At 70.4% G+C, this 18,867-nt stretch carries 12 protein-coding genes; 10 read left to right on the top strand and 2 right to left on the bottom strand.

The genetic code is table 11. From position 1 onward, the window contains the following. The first annotated feature begins 447 nt into the window (after window positions 1-447). The 6 genes from ssb to ACTXG6_RS43290 all read left to right on the top strand — a co-directional run bounded on the left by ssb (window position 448) and on the right by ACTXG6_RS43290 (window position 13,162). Window positions 448-936 carry a single-stranded DNA-binding protein gene (gene ssb, locus ACTXG6_RS43315; protein ID WP_445185100.1) on the top strand — a complete coding sequence of 163 codons (489 nt, stop codon included), beginning with the start codon at window positions 448-450 and terminating at the stop codon, window positions 934-936. 49 nt (window positions 937-985) lie between these two features. Beyond that, entirely contained in the window at window positions 986-2,662 is a 1,677-nt protein-coding gene (gene ettA / locus ACTXG6_RS43310) for an energy-dependent translational throttle protein EttA (RefSeq protein ID WP_445185099.1), read from the top strand. Between the two features lie 118 nt (window positions 2,663-2,780). Continuing rightward, window positions 2,781-6,338: a hypothetical protein gene (locus ACTXG6_RS43305; protein ID WP_445185098.1), complete on the top strand. Its 3,558-nt coding sequence runs from the start codon at window positions 2,781-2,783 to the stop codon at window positions 6,336-6,338. 149 nt (window positions 6,339-6,487) lie between these two features. Then, on the top strand, window positions 6,488-11,866 hold the full coding sequence (locus ACTXG6_RS43300) for an NAD-glutamate dehydrogenase domain-containing protein (RefSeq protein ID WP_445185097.1): 5,379 nt from the start codon (window positions 6,488-6,490) through the stop codon (window positions 11,864-11,866). Window positions 11,867-11,897: 31 nt separating this feature from the next. Next, a complete protein-coding gene (locus ACTXG6_RS43295; RefSeq protein WP_445185096.1) occupies window positions 11,898-12,470 on the top strand; it encodes an acyl-CoA thioesterase in 573 nt (190 codons plus the stop codon). After that, window positions 12,467-13,162, top strand: coding sequence for a hypothetical protein (locus ACTXG6_RS43290; protein ID WP_445185095.1), 696 nt, complete (start codon window positions 12,467-12,469; stop codon window positions 13,160-13,162). The genes ACTXG6_RS43295 and ACTXG6_RS43290 overlap by 4 nt, the downstream gene beginning before the upstream one ends. A gap of 12 nt (window positions 13,163-13,174) precedes the next feature. Here the strand turns inward: ACTXG6_RS43290 and ACTXG6_RS43285 are convergent, their stop codons facing one another. After that, entirely contained in the window at window positions 13,175-14,776 is a 1,602-nt protein-coding gene (locus tag ACTXG6_RS43285; protein WP_445185094.1) for a glycoside hydrolase family 13 protein, read from the bottom strand. 118 nt (window positions 14,777-14,894) lie between these two features. After that, window positions 14,895-15,278 (bottom strand): globin, encoded by a 384-nt coding sequence (locus tag ACTXG6_RS43280; RefSeq protein WP_445185093.1) that lies wholly within the window; start codon window positions 15,276-15,278, stop codon window positions 14,895-14,897. Between the two features lie 329 nt (window positions 15,279-15,607). Between ACTXG6_RS43280 and ACTXG6_RS43275 the strand changes: the two genes are divergently transcribed. The 4 genes from ACTXG6_RS43275 to ACTXG6_RS43260 all read left to right on the top strand — a co-directional run bounded on the left by ACTXG6_RS43275 (window position 15,608) and on the right by ACTXG6_RS43260 (window position 18,844). Next, the gene (locus ACTXG6_RS43275) at window positions 15,608-16,117 is read left to right on the top strand and encodes an HNH endonuclease (protein WP_445185092.1); all 510 of its coding nucleotides are present in this window, start codon (window positions 15,608-15,610) and stop codon (window positions 16,115-16,117) included. A gap of 320 nt (window positions 16,118-16,437) precedes the next feature. Next, window positions 16,438-17,826 (top strand): sensor histidine kinase, encoded by a 1,389-nt coding sequence (locus tag ACTXG6_RS43270; RefSeq protein WP_445185091.1) that lies wholly within the window; start codon window positions 16,438-16,440, stop codon window positions 17,824-17,826. Window positions 17,827-17,891: 65 nt separating this feature from the next. Beyond that, window positions 17,892-18,539 carry a LuxR C-terminal-related transcriptional regulator gene (locus ACTXG6_RS43265; protein ID WP_445185090.1) on the top strand — a complete coding sequence of 216 codons (648 nt, stop codon included), beginning with the start codon at window positions 17,892-17,894 and terminating at the stop codon, window positions 18,537-18,539. A 77-nt stretch (window positions 18,540-18,616) separates the two neighbouring features. Next, window positions 18,617-18,844: a hypothetical protein gene (locus ACTXG6_RS43260; protein ID WP_445185089.1), complete on the top strand. Its 228-nt coding sequence runs from the start codon at window positions 18,617-18,619 to the stop codon at window positions 18,842-18,844. Window positions 18,845-18,867 lie beyond the last annotated feature (23 nt).

The raw sequence follows: 18,867 nt of genomic DNA, 5'->3' as shown, positions 1-18,867 counted from the left end.
GTCTCGGACCAACCCTCTTTTCGTATGTCATGGGTCGGGAGACGACGGCGCCTCGGGGCGCCTCGTACACCCCGGCCCTTTGCTGTCTGGTGCACGCCATCGCGGTTCGAGCTGGGCACTGGCGGACGTTCTGGCCGTCCCCGCCGCCCCATCCCGGCTGGATGCGGCTTGGGCGCCAGGGGAGCGCCAGGGGCGCCTGGCCGGGACGGGGAGATTCTGGGTCGGTGCACGGCCTGGTGGACGCCTGTGGTGGCCGCACAGCCGCCCGCCATGGTGCCCGAAGGGCCCGACAGTATCGACCACGCAACTCGCTATGCGGTGCGTTTGTCCACCCCACCCTCGGTTGTCCACAGTTGCGGGCAGGTCGGTGGCTGGGACCCCGTCCTCTCGAGAAGCTGGAGTCAACCGGCGCGAGTCCGGCTGGGAACCAGTGAAGGCGAGACAGCCATGAATGAAACGGTGATCACGATCGTCGGCAATGTGATCAGCGATGTGAAGTCGCGGCGCACCGGGGAAGGGGTGCACGTGGTCAATTTCCGGATGGCCAGCAATGAGCGCCGGTTCGACAAGGTGAGCGGCGAGTGGGTCGACGGCGATCGCCTTTTCGTCAGCGTGACCTGCTGGCGGAAGCTCGCGAACGGAGTCGTGACCTCGCTGTCGAAGGGCGATCCGGTGGTTGTGACCGGACGGCTCTTCACCCGTGACTACGAGGTGGAGGGGCAGAAGCGGTCGGTCACCGAGATCGATGCGACGGCGGTGGGGCCCGATCTGGCCCGCTGCGCCGCCGAGCTGATCCGGGTCCGGCGGGTGGCTTCGGAGGACACTCCCTTGGTTGTCGCACCGGAGGAACCCGCGGCGGTACCGACCCAATCCACCGGCAGCGATCTCGAGCGGGATCGGCCGACTTTGGAGGTTGTGGGCGGCGGTTCGTCCTGAGCCCGGTGCGGGGAGCGGGCCGCTGAGGCGCGCAACTACGATTGGTGGTGTGGCTGAGTTCATCTACACCATGCGGAAGGTGCGCAAGGCGCACGGTGACAAGGTCATCCTCGACGATGTGAGCTTGTCGTTCCTACCTGGAGCGAAGATCGGCGTGGTTGGCCCCAACGGTGCCGGGAAGTCGACGGTCCTGCGGATCATGGCTGGCCTCGAGCACGCGAACAACGGGGACGCCTTCCTGGCGCCCGGCGCGACTGTGGGGATGCTGCAGCAGGAGCCTCCCCTGAACGAGTCGAAGACCGTGCTCGGCAACGTCGAAGAGGGCGTAGGGCCGATCAAGGAGAAGCTCGACCGGTACAACGCGGTCGCCGAGAAGATGGCAACCGACTACACCGACGAGCTGATGGAAGAGATGGGCCAGCTCCAGGAGGAGCTGGACCATGCAGACGCATGGGACCTCGACTCGCAGCTCGAGCAGGCCATGGACGCCTTGCGCTGCCCGCCGCCGGATGCCGAGGTGACCACGCTCTCCGGTGGCGAGCGCCGCCGGGTGGCGCTGTGCAAGCTACTGCTGAGCAAGCCCGACCTGCTGCTGCTGGACGAGCCGACCAACCACCTCGACGCGGAGAGCGTGCTCTGGCTGGAGCAGCACCTGGCGAGCTACGCCGGGGCCGTCCTGGCGGTCACCCACGACCGGTACTTCCTGGACAACGTCGCCGAGTGGATTCTCGAGCTCGACCGGGGGCGGGCGTACCCCTACGAGGGCAACTACTCCACCTACCTGGAGAAGAAGGCGGCCCGGCTCGCGGTACAGGGCAAGAAGGACATGAAGCTGCAGAAGCGGCTCACCGACGAGCTCGCGTGGGTGCGGTCCGGGGCGAAGGCACGGCAGGCCAAGAGCCGGTCCCGACTGCAGCGCTACGAGGAGATGGCCGCCGAGGCGGAGAAGACCCGCAAGCTGGACTTCGAAGAGATCCAGATTCCGCCGGGCCCGAGGTTGGGCGACATCGTCGTCAATGTCGATCACCTCGACAAGGGTTTCGACGGCCGGATGCTGATCAAGGACCTGTCCTTCTCGCTGCCCCGCAACGGCATCGTGGGCGTGATCGGTCCCAACGGTGTCGGCAAGACGACGCTGTTCAAGACGATCGTCGGTCTCGAGCAGCCCGACTCCGGGACGGTTCGGGTCGGCGACACCGTGGAGTTGTCCTACGTCGACCAGAACCGAGCCGGGATCGACCCGAAGAAGACGGTGTGGGAGGTCGTGTCGGACGGCCTCGACTACATCAGGGTTGGGCACGTCGAGATGCCCTCGCGTGCCTACGTGGCGGCGTTCGGCTTCAAGGGGCCGGAGCAGCAGAAGCCGGCGGGCGTGTTGTCCGGTGGCGAGCGGAACCGGTTGAACCTGGCCCTGACTCTCAAGCAGGGCGGCAACCTGATTCTGCTCGACGAGCCCACCAACGACCTCGACGTGGAGACGCTGTCGTCGCTGGAGAACGCGCTGGACCAGTTCCCCGGGTGCGCCGTCGTGATCTCCCACGATCGGTGGTTCCTGGACAGGGTGGTGACGCACATTCTCAGCTGGGAGGGTGACGACGATCACCCAGCGTCGTGGTTCTGGTTCGAGGGCAACTTCGAGTCGTATGAGAAGAACAAGATCGATCGCCTGGGAGTGGAGGCGGCCCGACCACACCGGGTGACACACCGTAAGCTGACCCGCGACTGAGCGTCGCGTTGCCGAAGCCGGGCGCGTTCGAGCCGCTCAACTACACAGCAGTGCTGAGGTACCGGGAGAATCCGTGCAGCCGACGGGGTTGACTAGCGCCGCCACGTCCGGGCCGGCTGTGCTCGAACTTGCGGAGGCATCCCGGTGGCGCGCGCCCGAGGTCACGGCGGCGCTCGCCGAGCACGCGGCACGAATGGCTCGGGACAGCGGCGACGAGGCCACCGCGCTGCTCGCCGAAGGCTGGCTGGTGCAGGGGCTCGCTGCGATCGGTCACGGGGTCGCCGCCGTTCCGCGTGCCGTCACGGCCCTGACCGAGGCGACCCGACTGAATCAGCCGGCGGCGTCCGACCGGCTGCGGGTAGCCCTTGCGGGCGTGGCTCGTTCGCTGGACGACCGGAGTGCGGGCCTGGTGTTGCTGGCCCCGGTGCTCGACCGCGCCGGAACCTCGGCGAAGGTACGCGCGGACGCGCATCTCGAGGCGGTGCTCTGTCACGACAAGGCTGCCGATGGGGGCGCCGCGTCCTCGGTGGACGTCGCCAGGACTGCCTTGCGGCAGGTCGGCGGGGAGTACGGCGAGTTGGGTCTGGCCGCGCTGGACGGGGCGCTGGCAGGTCAGCAGCGTGCACTCCGGCAGCTCACCGGCGCACTCGAGCACGCCAGGGCCGGGCTGCACCGGGTGCTCGGCGACCGACCGGCGAGCGGTGCACTGCAGCCCGTCTCCCCGTACCTCGCCGCGACACTGGGCCTGGAGCTCACGCTGGCGTTGCTCGACCAGGGCCAGCACGATGCGGCGCGGGAGGCCGCCGGCCCGGTGCTGCGATGGGATGTGCAGCCCGGGTCCCTGGTGCCCACGGCTCGGCTCCGGCTCGCGCTCGCACAGCGGGTGTACTTGCCCGCCGGAGCGCGGGAGGAGGCGTTGGCCGCCGCCGAGTGGGTTGCCAAGGCCGTCGACCAGCGCGAGCTGCCCGAGATCGAGGTGGAGTCGCACGGTTTGCTCGCGGAGCTGAGGGAGCGCGGTGGTGAACTGTCCGGTGCTCTCGCCGCCAGCCGGCAGGCGCACGCGGCCTACCGGGTACTGGCCAGCGGGGTCGAGCGAGCAGTCGTGCTGCTGGTGCGCGCCGCCAGTGAGGTCTCACCGTCGGCAAGGCCGTCCGTTGAAGCACCGTGGGGGGACAATCGCGCCGCGGCCCCGGCCGGGCCCTCCGGTTCACCCCGCGCCGAGGTCGCTGCACCCGACCGGCCCGGTCAGTCGCAGCGGGGCCCCGGTTACGCCGCGGCCACCAACGGCGACACGCCCCCATGGTTGACCAGCGCGGGGCAGGCGTGGCGCCCTTCGGTCGACACCGTCCGGCATCCCGGCTCGGTCACCCCGAGGCGTCCCGATCCCGAGTCTCCGGCGCGCCCCGGTCAGGGACAGCCGGCGGGCTCCGGGGACAACCTGTTCCGCCTTTTCGAAGGAAGTGCGGCGCGGGGAAACGGATCGGCGGCGGTGCCGACCTCGGAGCTGCGCGAACCGCGAGACCACAGCGACCCGACCGCATCCTCGACTCAGCCGGGACCCCTCGACCCGGTCCCTGAGGACTACCCGTCGACGACGGCCGCGACGGTCGGGCAGTCACCACGCGGACCGCATGACGGTCCCAGGGACAGCCTGGAGACGACCGATCCGCTGCTCGGGCACACCATTGCGGCACAGCTGAGGCGGCTTGCCCCGGGGTTCGGCCTGGGCGACGGGGCCGATGCCCGCCCAGCTGACGGGTCTCGACCGGTGACCTCGCCGGACCCGCTGTTCGATGCGGATCCGCTCGCTGGTTCCAGTTCGCCCCACTCTTTTGGTGACTCGTTGCCGTCCGGCCCGCTCGGTGTCTCGTCGGACACATCTGATCCCCTCGGGGTCGCGGGTTCGTCGCGTTCGCCTGACCCGCTGGTGGACCCGCTTCCGCTGATCACCGGCCAGCCGAACCCGGCAGACGTCTTGAGTGGGCCCGGCCCGTTGACCTCACCCGACATGCTGGGTGGCCTGGCCAAGCCGGAGGAATCCGGTATGGGGGGCGGCCCCGGGGTGTCACACCCGGGTGACCCGATCGGCGCGTCCGGAGTGCCCACCGGGTTGACCGTCGCCCAGTTGGCCATCGAACTACTCGGTCTCAGCACCCAGTCCGGTCTTCCGCCGCACCTCGTTCTGATCGACATCGCCACCCCGGACGGTGCCGCGTCCGGTCCCGCGGTGGGTGCGCTCGCCAGTCGAATCGGCTCCCGGGTGCGCGACCAGCTGCCGCGGGGCGGCCGGATCTACCTGCTGGAACAGGACGCGGTGGCGATCGCGCTGCCGGAGGCCGACCCGCAGGTTGTCACCAGATGGGTCCGCACGGTGTCCACCGGGCTGTCCTTGCATTGGTCGGATCTCGCGAGTGACATGCCTCGAGCGGTGTTCCGTGTCGACGTCCGGCAGCTCGAGGAAGGCCGCACGATCGCCGAACAGCTCTGGGATCTTCGGGTCGGCCACGACAGCCCCGGTGCGGGTCCGGGGCAGCCGGCGGCGCCCTCGGTCGCCGAACCACCCGGCACAGACCAGGTTTCGGCACTCAGCGGCCGGCACCTCGCCGGCGCAGGTACGCCGGCTCCGCTCAGTACGGACAAGGTGCCGAACCGGATCACTGCCCAGCCGGGGAGCGGCGGCCGGCGCCGGCGCCCCGATGGTGCGCCAAGTAGTGGTGGACCGAGGGCCATCGGCCAGTTGGCGCCTCGACGTCAGGACTCGCCTCCGGGCAGCTCGGCGAATGGCAGTTTGACGTTCCGGCATCAGGACACCCCAGGCGCTGTACCGGCCCACTGGTCCGGGGGCAGAGGCCCCGGCCAGCCAACCGCGCAGCTCACGGTGCAGCCGGACATCGGCGGCCAGCCGATCGGACGGCTCGCCACGATGCCAGTCGACGTCGGCCGTCTGACCGGGCAATTCGCGGCCCGGTCGGGGGGTCTGGCTCAGTCGACCGGGCAGCTCACGGCGGAGCGGGGCATCGGCGGCCTGTCGACCGGGCAGCTCACGGCGGAGCGGGGCGTCGGCGGCCTGTCGACCGGGCAGCTCACGGCGCTGCGGGGCGTCGACGGTCAGCCGGATCGGCAGTGTGCGACTACGGCGGGTGTCAACGGTCAGTCCGCCGGGCAATGTGTGACTCAAGCGGGTGTCAACGGTCAGCCCGCGACTCAGCAGGGTGTCAACGGTCAGACCGCTGGGCCCCTCACCGAGCGTTTCGGTGGGACCACGCTGGCGGACCTGCTCGTGGTCGGGACAGCTCTCGCGCTCGACACGCCGGAGGCTGGGCGGATCGCGGTGGCCGATCCGTCGCCACCGGACCAGCAGCCGGCCGAGCCGTACGTCGCTCAACAGCCGACCTCGGCTACGAACGGGGCCGGGACGATGGCCGAGCAACCCCGTCCGGCCGGTGCCGCCGACCCGGTTGCCGAGCTGACGGTCGACGCCGGCGCTCCTCCCTCCGCCGAACCCGAACCCGCGGCGGAAGCCGATGCCGACGCCCACACCACCGAGCGTTCGAGCGGGCGTAACCGGCACGCCGGCCCGCCGTCAGCTGCCCGCGGGATCTCCTCGAAGCCGGTATCGGAGATGAGCTTTGCCGAGCTCCTGGCCGGCGCGCTCGACGCGTACCGCGAGTCCTGAGAGGCGTTGGATGACGCCGCCCTGTTGTCCGGCGCAGTGTTGTACCCGGCTGCCGTCACGCCTGTGACCTAGCAGTTGCGTTGCGGGGCACTGGCTAGGGTGGGCAAGGGCCGAGCTTTGCGTACGGGCTCGGCCGGAGGGGAAGTGTCATGAGCTCGACGGGAACCCGGTCTCGGCGGCCGGGGAACGAGCAGCACGACGAGAAGACGAACGGCCAGGACCAACCGGAGGACAGCCGGTCCGATACCGGCGGTGACCAGACCGGCCGGGACTCGGCCGACCAGGACGAACCTGACGACGCCGGCGCAACCGAGGGAACGGGCCGCAAGGCCAGGTCGGACAGCCGTAAGAAGGCAAAGAGTGGCACGGAGCCGGGCGACGGCAAACCCAGGTCGGGCGCCACCAAGTCGGCAAGTTCAAAGTCGGCAAGTTCAAAGTCGGCCAGTGCCAAGTCGCCCAGTGCCAAGTCGACCAGCGCCAAGCCCGCCGCCAAGTCGGCCGCCGCCAAGTCGACCAGTGCCAAGCCGACCAGCGTCAAGCCGGCCCCCGCCAAGGTGGCCGCCGCCAAGCCGGCCGCCGCCAAGGCCGAGCGCGAGCGCGAGGGCGACGCCACGGCGGCCGCGGAGCGTGACAGCGCCGCAACCGGCGGAGCCGAGCGTGACCTGGTCGTGCAGGCCCAGACGGCCGCCGCGCCGGGCCTGGCGAAGCTCTCCGAGCTCTACTTCCGGCACACGCCGGTGGAGGACCTCGCCGCCGCCGCGCCCGAGCAGCTGGCCGCGGCGGTGCGTTCGCACTACCAGCTCGCCGAGCACCGCGCCCAGGGCCGCCCCGTGCTCCGGGTCAGTGACGGCGCCGTCGAGCTCGGCCGGTCGTGCACCGTCGTGGAGATCGTGAACGACGACATGCCGTTCCTGGTGGAGTCCGTGCTGGCCGCGATCAGTCGCTCCGGCGCCTCGGTCCAGCGCGTCATGCACCCCATCGTCGTGGTCCGCAGGGGCCTGGCCGGCGACCTGCTCGAGGTACTCCCGGACGCCGACCCGGACGACCCGCCGGAGGACACCCAGCTCGAGTCGTGGATGCACGTGGAGACCGACTCACTCGGCGACCCCGACTCCAGGGAACGGCTGTCCAACGAGCTGTCCCGGGTGCTCGCCGACGTACGCGAGGTCGTCGAGGACCGGGACCGGATGCGGCACACCGCCCGGGACCTGGCGGCCGAGCTGCGGTCCGACCCACCGCCGCTCGCTACCACCGAGGTCGAGGACGGCGCCCAGCTGCTGGAGTGGCTCGCCGACGACCACTTCACCTTCCTCGGCTACCGCCGCTACGAGCTGCACACCGGCGCGGGCGATGAGGGCACAGCCGAGGAGCCCAAGCTCAGCCAGGTGCTGGCCTCCGGGCTGGGTGTGCTGCGCGGGGACAACCTGTCCACCCAGACGTTCGCACCGGGCACCGACGCGGTCGAGCGTGCCACCGCGCGCGAGCTGCTGCTGTTCAGCCAGGCCAGCTCGCCGAGTCGGGTATCCCGGCCGGTGTACCCCGACTACCTCAGCGTCAAGATCTTCAGCACCGATGTCGGTGGCGAGGTCAGGGTGACCGGTGAACACCGCTTCCTCGGGCTGCTCACCGTGCCCGCGCTGTACGAGAGCCCACTGGACATCCCGGTGGTGGCTCGGCGGGTGCGCGCGGCGATCCGGCGCGCCGGGTTCCCACTGGACTCCTACTCCGGGCAGCGGATGCTCGAGGTGATCGCCAGCTACCCGCGGGAGGAGCTGTTCCGGGCCAGCGCGGAGGAGCTGTACGAGACCGCGCTCGGGGTGCTCTCACTCGCCGAGCGGCGCCGACTGCGGCTGTTCCTGCGCCGCGACCCGTACCGCCGCTTCTTCTCCTGCCTGATCTACCTGCCCCGCGACCGCTACACCACGTCCGCGCGGCTGGCCGTGCAGAACGTGCTCCTGCGCGAGCTGCACGGGCGTGCCGTCGACTACACCGCCCGGGTCACCGAATCCAGCGTCGCGCTGTTGCACGTCACCGTGCACACCGACCCGGACCAGGCGATCGAGGCGGAACCCGACGCGCTGCAGGAGCAGCTCTTCGACGCCGTGCAGACCTGGGACGACCGGGTTCTCGCCCACACCGAGGACCGGCCCGAGCTCGGCTCGGATTTCAGGTCGGCGCTGCGGCGCTACCTGCCGCTCATCCCGGCGGCCTACAAGGAGGACTTCGACGCCGCCGAGGCCGCCGAGGACCTGGCCCGGCTGGACCGGCTGACCGACGAGCCGGAGATGACGTTCTACACGCCGTCGCGGGCGAGTCGGGGGGAGCGGCGGTTCAAGCTCTTCCTGGCCGGCGAGGAGGTGGCGCTGACCGAGCTCCTGCCGGTACTGCAGCAGATGGGCGTCGAGGTCATCGAGGAGCGGCCGTACCAGATCACCCGCCCGGACGGCCGGCGCTGCTGGATCTACGACTTCGGGCTGCGGATGGAGGCCACCCTTGAGTCGGCCACCCGGGAGCGCGGCACGGACGCGGTGCAGGCCGGGTTCTGCTCGTCGTTCGCGGCGGCCTGGCGCGGTGACATCGAGGTCGACCGGTTCAACGCGCTGGTGCTGCGCGCCGGGCTGACCTGGCGGCAGGTCGCGCTGCTGCGCGCCTATGCCCGCTACCAACGCCAGATCGGTACCCCGTACGGCCAGCAGTACCTGGCGGACACGCTGATCGGGCACGCCTCGATCTCGGCCGCCCTGATCCGGCTGTTCGAGGCACGGTTCGATCCGGCGCTGGGCCAGGGCGAGCCGGCTGATGACCCCGAGCGCACCGCGGCGGTGCAGCGGTGCCTCGCCGAGGTCACCTCGATGATCGACCAGGTTGCCGGCCTGGACGCGGACCGCATTCTGCGCGGCTACCTCAACCTGATCACCGCGACGCTGCGTACCAACTACTTCTGTGACACCCCTGCACGGCCCTACCTGGCGCTCAAGTTCGACCCGGGCCAGATCCGGGAGCTGCCCCGGCCGAGGCCCCGGTTCGAGATCTTCGTGTACTCGCCGAGGGTGGAGGGGGTGCACCTGCGGTTCGGGCCGGTCGCCCGCGGCGGGCTGCGCTGGTCGGACCGCCCGGCGGACTTCCGTACCGAGGTCCTCGGGCTGGTCAAGGCGCAGGCGGTGAAGAACGCGGTGATCGTGCCGGTCGGCGCCAAGGGTGGTTTCGTGGTGAAGCGCCCACCGGCCCTGACCGGTGATCCCTCGGTGGATCGGGAGGCCACCCAGCGCGAAGGCATCGCCTGCTATCGGATGCTGATCTCCGGGTTGCTGGACCTGACCGACAACCTGGTCCACGGGCAGACCGTGCCGCCGGAGAATGTGGTCCGCCACGACAGCGACGACAGCTATCTGGTGGTGGCGGCGGACAAGGGCACGGCGACGTTCTCCGACATCGCGAATGCGTTGGCGACCGAGCGTGGGTTCTGGCTGGGTGATGCGTTCGCTTCGGGTGGTTCGGTGGGTTATGACCACAAGGCGATGGGGATCACGGCGAAGGGGGCGTGGGAGAGCGTCCGGCGGCATTTCCGGGAGCTGGGTGTGGATACCCAGAGCCAGGAGTTCTCGGTGGTGGGTATCGGGGACATGTCCGGTGATGTGTTCGGCAATGGGATGTTGTTGTCGGAGCACATCCGGTTGGTGGCGGCGTTCGACCACCGGCACATTTTCGTGGATCCGGACCCGGACGCGGCGGTCTCGTTCGCGGAGCGGTCCCGGATGTTCGCGCTGCCGCGTTCGTCCTGGGAGGACTACGACCGGTCGCTGGTCAGCGCAGGCGGCGGGGTGTGGTCGCGGACCACCAAGTCCATCCCGGTGTCCGCGCAGATGCGCGCCGCGCTCGGGTTGGACTCGAAGGTGCGCAAGCTGACCCCGCCGGAGCTGATGAAGGCGATCCTGCTGGCGCCGGCGGACCTGCTGTGGAACGGCGGTGTCGGCACGTACGTGAAGGCAGCCGCCGAGGCGAACAGCGAGGTCGGGGACAAGGCGAACGACCCGGTGCGGGTGGACGGCGGCGCGCTGCGGGTGCGGGTGGTCGGCGAGGGCGGCAACCTGGGGCTGACCCAGCTGGGCCGGATCGAGTTCGCCCGGGCCGGTGGCAAGGTCAACACCGATGCGCTGGACAACTCCGCCGGGGTGGACTGTTCCGACCACGAGGTCAACATCAAGATCCCGCTCGGCCGGTTGGTCGCCGCCGGGCAGCTCACCGAGCAGGGCCGCCGGGAACTGCTGCACGAGATGACCGACGAGGTGTCCGAGCTGGTGCTCAAGGACAACCGCAGCCAGAACACCCTGCTCGGGGTGTCCCGGTCGCACGCCCCGGCCATGGCCTCGGTGTCCGGGCGGCTGGTCACCGACCTGGAGTCCCGGGCCGGCCTGGACCGGGTGCTCGACGTGCTGCCCGACCAGGCCGGATTCACCGCGCTGGAACGGTCCGGGCAAGGTTTGACCTCGCCCGAGCTGGCCACCCTGCTGGCGCACGTCAAGCTGGACCTCAAGGCGTCCATCCTGGACAGCGACCTGCCGGACGCGGCGGTCTTCGCGGAGCGGCTGCGGGAGTACTTCCCGGTGCCTCTGCGGGAGCGGTTCCCGGACGCGGTGGCCGCGCACCCGCTGCGCCGCGAGATCGTGACCACGCTGCTGGTCAACGAGATGGTCGACGGCGGCGGCATCACGTTCGCGTTCCGGCTGGCCGAGGAGATGTCCGCCGGGGCGTCGGACGCGCTGCGCGCGTACGCGATCACCACCCAGGTGTTCGGCCTGCCCGAGCTGTGGGCCCAGATCGAGCAGCTGGACAGCGGGGGAGGATCCGGGCTCGACTCCGGCCTCGCCGACGAACTGCTGCTGGAGTCGCGCCGGCTGCTGGACCGCTCGGCCCGCTGGTTCCTGACCAATCGGCCGCAGCCGCTCGCGATCGGCGCGGAGATCTCCAGGTTCGGCCCGGCGGTGGCCGCGCTGCGCGACGGGGTGCCCAGGATGCTGGTCGGCAGGGAGGCCGAGGAGCAGTCCGCCCGGGTCACCGAGCTGGTCAAACGGGGCGCGCCGACCGAGCTCGCGGAGCGCACCGCCGCGCTGCTCAACTGCTACGGGCTGCTGGACATCGTCGAGGTCACCGAACTGGCCGAGCGGGAGCACGAGGAGCACGACGCCAGGGAGGTGGCGGCGCTGTACTTCGGCCTTTCCGAGCACCTCGGCGTGGACCTCGGGCTGACCTCGGTGAGCAACCTGGAGCGCGGCAACCGTTGGCATGCGTTGGCCAGGCTGGCGCTGCGTGACGACCTGTACGGCTCGCTGCGGGCGATCACCCTGGACGTGCTGCGCGACAGCAGCAGCGGCGATAGCGTGCCGAAGAAGATCGCCGAATGGGAGCGGCTCAACGCCTCCAAACTCGGCAGGGCGCGGGCCGCACTCCAGGCCGTCGGGCAGGCCGGCCAGCTCGACCTGGCCACTCTGTCCGTGGTGTCCCGCCAGCTGCGCGGGCTGACCCGGTGACGGCGGCCGTCGAGGTAACGGGAGCGGCGCGGTGAGCCGCTTCCACGTCGAGATACCGCTGCGCTGGGCCGACCTGGACGCCTATCGCCACGTCAACCACGCGCGCACGGTGACGCTGCTGGAGGAGGCCCGGGTGGAGCTGGTGTTCCACCGGGCGGCCGACGACGGCGTGGGCGATTGGTCGGACGGCCTGCTGGTGGCCAGCCTGCAGGTCGACTACAAGGTGCAGATCCCGTACCAGGGCCAGTCGGTGCGGGTGAGTATGTGGACCGACCAGGTGCGCGCGGCCTCGTTCCTGATCCACTACGAGCTGCGCACCGGGCCGGCCGAGAGCGACCCGGTGGCGGCCACCGCGCGCACCCAGATGGTGCCCTACGACCTGGGCGCCGGGCGGCCCCGCCGACTGACCGATGCGGAGCGGCTCTTCCTGGCTCGGTGGGCGGACGGTCCCGGCCCCGGAGAAACCGAGCCCTCGGCACCCGGGGACCGCGCGGCGGACGGCTCGGCGGCCGAGCCCGGGAGCGACACGGCGGCCGGCTCGGTGGACCGCTCGATGGGTGCCCGACGGGCCGCCGCGGCCCTCCGCCCGCACGGGCCGGAATGAGCGCGTCCGTGGAGCGGGGCCCGGCGGGGGACACCGCGGCGGTGCTGGACATCCCGGACAGCGGGCGGCGGGACGACCTGGCCGCGTTCGTCGCGCGGGTGGTGCAGCTGGACGCCGCCGCGGTGGTGCGGCTGCGCGCCGACGGTGAGCAGGTGGTGGCCTGGGCCAGTACGCCGTTCGAGGTGCTGGCGACCCGGGCGGTGCGCGGCGGGCTCCAGCCGGCCGACCTGACCGTGGCCGCCGGCGACCTGCTCGCCGCGCTCGCCGTGGTACGCCACGCGCAGGTGGATCCGGGCAGCAGGGCGGACGACCGCTGGCGGGCCGAGCTGCCGCCGCCGGGTGGCTGGCGGGTCGTCGCGGAGCTGCCGGTCGCCGAGCTCACCGCGCTGGCCGACGAGGGCATCGCGCTTGCCCGTGCGCAGGACACCGGGCACGGGCACGGCGGCCCCGGCGGTGTCCCGCCCGGCGACCTGCTGGACCGGACCGTGCACACCGCCGAGGGCAACGGCATCCGGGCGGCGATCCCGCTGCGCTGCCTGTTCGCGCTGTCCGGGATGGGTTACCTGGGCGCCGGCGCGGCGGCCGACCCGGTCCGGGTGTCGGCCACCGAGGACGCCGGTTGGGTGCGCCTGGACACCCGGGACGGTGCGGTGGTGCGCCGCCGCCGAGCGCTGCTCCCGCTGGTGTTCTGAGCGCGCTGGGGCTCAGGCCAGCCAGACGGCGGTGTCCGGCGGCAGCTGGCCGTCCTCGGTGAGCGGTGCGCTGGACAGCACCGGGTCCCCGGGCGGCAGCGGGACCGGCACGGACGAGGTGTTCAGCGCGCAGACCAGCGTGGTGCCCGGACGGCGGTAGGCGAAACAGCCCTCCGGCGCGCCGTACCACTCCAGCTCGTCGCCGGCGAAGCCCGGATGGCCGCGTCGGAGCTCCAGCGCCTGCCGGTACAGCGACAGCGTGGAGTTGGCGTCCTCCAGCTGGGTCTCGACGGTGAGCCCGTGCCAGTCCTCGGGAATCGGCAGCCAGGTCGACTCCCCGTCGGTGAAACCGTAGCCCGGCGCCTCGCCCTCCCAGGGCACCGGCACCCGGTGCGCGTCGCGGCCCCGCCTGGTGTGCCCGGAGCGCTCCCAGACCGGATCCTGCAGTGCTTCGTCGGGCAGCTCGACGCTGGGCAGGCCGAGCTCCTCGCCGTTGTAGACGAAGATCGTCCCGGGCAGCCCCAGCTCGACGAGCGCCAGCGCCCTGGCCCGGCGCAGCCCGAGCTCACCACCGCCGAAGCGGGTCACCGGGCGGGTCACGTCGTGGTTGGACAGCGTCCAGGTGGGCGGCGCGCCCACCGCGGCGACGGCGCTCAGCGAGTGCTCGATCGCGGCCCGGATCTCGCCCGCCTCGAACTTCGCGGTGGTGAGCCGGAAGTTGAAACCGAGATGTAGCTCGTCGGGGCGCAGGTAGCGGCCGAACCGCTCGTCGTCGGACACCCAGATCTCGCCGACCAGCACCCGGTCCGGGTAGTCGTCGAGCACCGAGCGCACCCTGCGGTGCACTTCGTGGACCCCGTCGTTGTCGAACCGGACGTCCGGCTTGGACCCCTCGTCGATCAGCCCGAAGGCATCCGGCGGGGCGTTCGGGAGCCCGTGCGGCTTGGCCATCCCGTGTGCCACGTCGATCCGGAACCCGTCCACGCCGCGGTCCAGCCAGAACCGCAGTGTCTTCTCCAGGTCGAGCTCCACGTCGGGGTTGGACCAGTTCAGGTCGGGCTGCTCGGGCGCGAACAGGTGCAGGTACCACTGCCCTGGCTGGCCGTGCGGCTCGGTGACCCGGGTCCAGGCCGGTCCGCCGAACTGACTCGGCCAGTTGTTCGGTGGGGTAGCACCGTCGTCGCCCTGCCCGTAGCGGAACAGGTAGCGGTCCCGCTCCGGGCTGCCCGGCGCCGAGGTCAGCGCGGACTGGAACCACTCGTGCTGGTCCGAGGTGTGGTTCGGGACCAGGTCAATGATCAACCGGATACCGTGCTCGTGGCTGGCGGCGACCAGCGCGTCGAAGGCGGCGAGGTCACCGAACAGCGGGTCGATGTCGCGTGGGTCGGCCACGTCGTAGCCGTGGTCGGCCATCGGGGACCGGTAACAGGGCGTGATCCACAGGGCGTCCACGCCGAGCAGTTCGAGGTAGCCCAGCCGGCTGCGCACCCCGTCCAGGTCGCCGACCCCGTCCGCGTTGGAGTCGGCGAACGAGCGGATGTACACCTGGTAACAAATCGCGTCGGACCACCACGGCCGGTCGGCCGCACGGTCCGCGCTCTGGCTGGGTTGCACGGCTGCTCATCCTGCCAAGAAAACCGTTGATACGCCCGACCGCGCGACTCCCTTACCTCCGAACGGTCGGAATCGTTTGCTCTGAACGCAGCATCGGGGTATTGGGGGCCCCGACCTGTTAGAAGCTGCTGTTCACCATACTGTTGGCGGCCATCTCCAGGTACTGCCACAGCATCGCCCGGTGCGGCTCGTCCAGGCCGGCGTCGTCGACCGCGACCCGCATGCAGCGCAACCAGGCGTCCCGCTCGATCGGGCCGATCCGGAACGGCGCGTGCCGCATCCGCAGCCGGGGATGACCGCGCTGCTCGGAGTAGGTGCGCGGTCCGCCCCAGTACTGCTCGAGAAACATCCGCAACCGCACCTCGGCCGGCCCCAGGTCCTCCTCCGGGTAGATGGGGCGGAGTACGGGGTCGTCGGCGACCTCGGTGTAGAAGCGGGCCACCAGTTTGTGGAAGGTGTCCGCCCCGCCGACCTCGGCGAAGAACTGCTGGGGATTGCTCATGGCTGGCTCCGGCCACTCGGTGGGGTCGTTGAGTAGGGGCGGGGCAGCCCGCGCCCCCACGGTACCGGTGGTCTCCCCGGAGCCGCCGCCGTCATCGACCCTGCACCGACCCCGCACGGTCGCTGTTAGCAGAACTGAGCCGCCGGCGCGACACGACGAGGTTCACAGGTGCGTTTGACGCCTGAGTGTGGTCGACTATGCGCGAGCAGCCTTCGCGGAGGTGGTCACGTGCCGGAACGACAACCCGAGCCCTTCGGTGCCGCCCCGTCCCGCGAGGCGGCACCCCGGTTTCAAGCGCCCGTCGGCGCTGGCCGGTAGGGGGTGGCGAGGTGACGTCCCGGGTGCTGTTGCTCAATGCGACATTTGAGCCGCTCGCGGTCGTCACCGCGAAACGCGCCGTGCTGCTGATGCTCAGCGGCAAGGCAGAGTTGGTGCAGGCCGCCCTGGAGGGCGGGGCCTTCCGCTCGGAAAGTCTCACGATCACCGCGCCGTCGGTCATGCGGCTGTCCCGGTACGTGCGGGTGCCCTACCGGCCGACGGTGCCGATGACAAGAGCCGGTGTGCTGCGCCGGGACAGCCGTACGTGCGCGTACTGCGGCAAGAGGGCGGACACCATCGATCATGTGGTGCCGCGTAGCCGGGGCGGCGTGCACTCCTGGGACAACTGCGTGGCGGCCTGCCGAGCGTGCAACTCGCGCAAGGCGGACCGAATGCTCGCCGAGCTGGGTTGGTCACTTCGGGTGATGCCGGGGCCGCCCAGGCGAGGGCACGGTGGTGTCCTGCTGCTCACCGTCGAGCCGCACCCCACCTGGGAACCCTGGTTGGCGGCGGCCGCCTGACCGGTTGCGCACTACGATGTGTAACCAATCACCGTCCCCCCGTTGCAGGAACTACGCCATACGGGGTGCGTTACACATACTTAATTCGTAGCAACCTTGTGAGCATCTCAGGACACTCGTAGCCTCGGGGCGGCAAAACCACTCGTTCGGGTGGAACACGTTACTGCTGGCGGGGATGCGAGCGGAACGCGTGAGTGAGTTGTCGGGGCGACCTCACGCACGAGGGGACACGGGGGTCGCTGATGCGACTGATCCTGGGTTGTTCTGTGCCTTGCGCGCGGGGTCTGCGCGATGTGTTGATAGTTGGGGTTCCACTGGCGTTGCTGGCGCTCATCTTCAGCTGGCACGCGGTGTTGGCCGCGCTGCCGATACGTGAGATCACCATTGTGCTCGCGTTGGCATCGATGGCGGCGGGCGGGATGGGCGCCGTGCTCGGAGCCGCGATCGGGCGCCTGACCGGCGATCGGCGCGGGACCTGGATGGCGTTGGGATTGGCGCTGTACAGCGTGGCCGGGGTACCGGCCACCACGATCGGGGCGACTGTCGAGGGCAGCGAGGCCGCCCTCGGAAATGTGCGGCTCGTCGCGGGCCTCGCGATGACCGCGACGTTGTTCGTGTCCATCCGGCCGGCCAGTGTTTATCACCGGTGGCGGTGTAAATCGGTGTTCGGGGTGGGACTCGTGGCCGTCGGGGTCCTGGCGCTGCTCGGTGCACTCTTTCCCGCGGAGAGTCTGGCAATCTCCGGTCAGTCATGGTTGCGGATCACCACCGCTACCGTCGGAGCGATCGTCGGACTGGCCGTCGCCACGACGGGCTGGATAACCGACTGCCGTTATCGCCCCTGGATCGGCCTCGGCTTCGCGGCGATCGCGCTCGCGCACCTGGATCAAGCGCAGCTGGGGCCGTCATTTGTGCCGCTGGGGCTCACTTCGTCAGTGGTCCGCTTGTTCGGGTTGCTGTTGGTCGCGCTGGGTCTGAGCCAGCTCGCGCTCCACGCGCTGGTGACATTCGACCAGAAACGCGCGCATCAGCAGGAGGAACTGCTCCGGGCGAACCAGGATCTGCGGAAAGCTGCCGAGCAAGGCCACGAGCTGCGCAATGGCCTGGCCGGCCTGGCCGGTGCCGCCGGTCTGCTCGTGACCCGTCGGGACGACGGGCTGCACGCCGCGATGGCATCCGAGCTGAGCCGCCTGAATGCCTTGCTGTGCACGGCCGAGGATGACTCGCACACCGAGCAGGGCGAGTACTCGGCGGTCTCGGTACTCAATGAGCAGGTCGTGCTGCGCCGGTCAGTGGGGATGGACATCCGGCTGGATACGGATCTCCGGCTCGATGCGGTCGGCCGCGCCACGACCCTTTCTCAGGTGGTCGCCAATGTGTTGACCAACTGTGCCGTGCACGCGCCGGGCAGTCCGGTGCGTGTGCAGGCCACCCGGCACGCCGAGATAATCTTGATCCGGGTCTCCGACTTCGGACCAGGCGTTCCGACGGGCTCAGAGGCGGGGGTCTTCGAGCCGGGTGTCCGCGGTGCTTCGTCGCCCGGGCACGGCTTGGGCCTGCACATCTGCCAACGCCTGCTCGAGGCCGACGGCGGAACCATTCACATCGCCGCGGGCCGGCCGGACGCGCCCGGGTGCACGGTGCGGATCGAGATCCCGGCCGTGCCGAGCGTCCAACGGACCGACCGAGTGGCGGTGTTCTCGTCGTGATGACCGTGTCGGGGTACCACGACGGATCTCCGAGCTCGCGACGCTGGCCGGCCGGTTATCCAGTCTTGGTCATCGACGACCACGAGCTGTTCAGCACTTCGCTGACCATGGCGTTGCGCGGCTTGGACTTCGACGCGCATCAGATCCCTGTCGCACGGATTCCGGCATTCCTGTCCGGGATGGCGGGCGGACCGACCGGCCTGGTCGTGCTGGACCTCGATCTCGGGCGGGACCCGGACGGGAACTGGGTACACGGTTCGGATCTGGTCAAGGACCTGCGCGGCCTCGGCTGGAAAGTCCTGATCGTGAGCGGCAGCGTGGACCAACCCGGCGTCGCGGCGGCGATCGCGGCCGGCGCCATCGGCTCGGTGCCCAAGTCGAGTACGTTCGACAGGCTGACGAACACGGTGGCGACCGTAGCGGACAACAAGTCGATCATGACCGAGGCCGAGTACCAGCACTGGCTGGCGCTGCACCGCCGCTACCACGCGCAGGAGGTCGAGCTGTCCCGACGGCTGAACCGGCTCAGCAACCGCGAGCGAGAGGTACTCGAGCTGCTCGCCGAGGGACACCGGGCCGGCTCGATCGCCGAGCGGTTCGTGGTCTCGATGACCACCGTTCGGACCCAGATCCGGGCGATCCTGACTAAGCTGGAGGTCAACTCGCAGCTGGAGGCCGTCGCACTGATTCGCCAAGGGAACCAGCAGAGGTAAGCCCCGTCGGCCGCGAAATCATTACCTTTGGCGAGTCGCCAGGGCCGCTCCGCCCGGCATCATGCACTGAGCTCGGCGTGCTCGGTGGCAGCGGACTGGAGGACCTCATGGCGAATCGGAAGTGGCTGGAGTCGGTCCACCTCGGCGCGGGAGAAGCCATCCGGACCGACTCGGGAGCCGTTGCCACCGCGGACATCAGGGCGTGCGGCACGGGGGCTGCGACAGTCACCCGGCCCGAGGCTGGACGGTTCATTGAGGACGACGAACTCCGCCTGGCCGAGAACATCACGCTGGGCTACGACTAGCTGTCGCGACAACTATCCACTGG

Source organism: Pseudonocardia sp. Cha107L01, from assembly GCF_052566575.1.
This window is presented reverse-complemented; position numbering and strand designations above follow the sequence as displayed.

Bases quoted from the DNA above. Each gene is read 5' to 3' on its own strand.
- ACTXG6_RS43280 (WP_445185093.1), bottom strand. From the start codon at position 15,278: ATGAGCAATCCCCAGCAGTTCTTCGCCGAGGTCGGCGGGGCGGACACC.
- ACTXG6_RS43300 (WP_445185097.1), top strand. From the start codon at position 6,488: ATGAGCTCGACGGGAACCCGGTCTCGGCGGCCGGGGAACGAGCAGCAC.
- ACTXG6_RS43290 (WP_445185095.1), top strand. From the start codon at position 12,467: ATGAGCGCGTCCGTGGAGCGGGGCCCGGCGGGGGACACCGCGGCGGTG.
- ssb (WP_445185100.1), top strand. From the start codon at position 448: ATGAATGAAACGGTGATCACGATCGTCGGCAATGTGATCAGCGATGTG.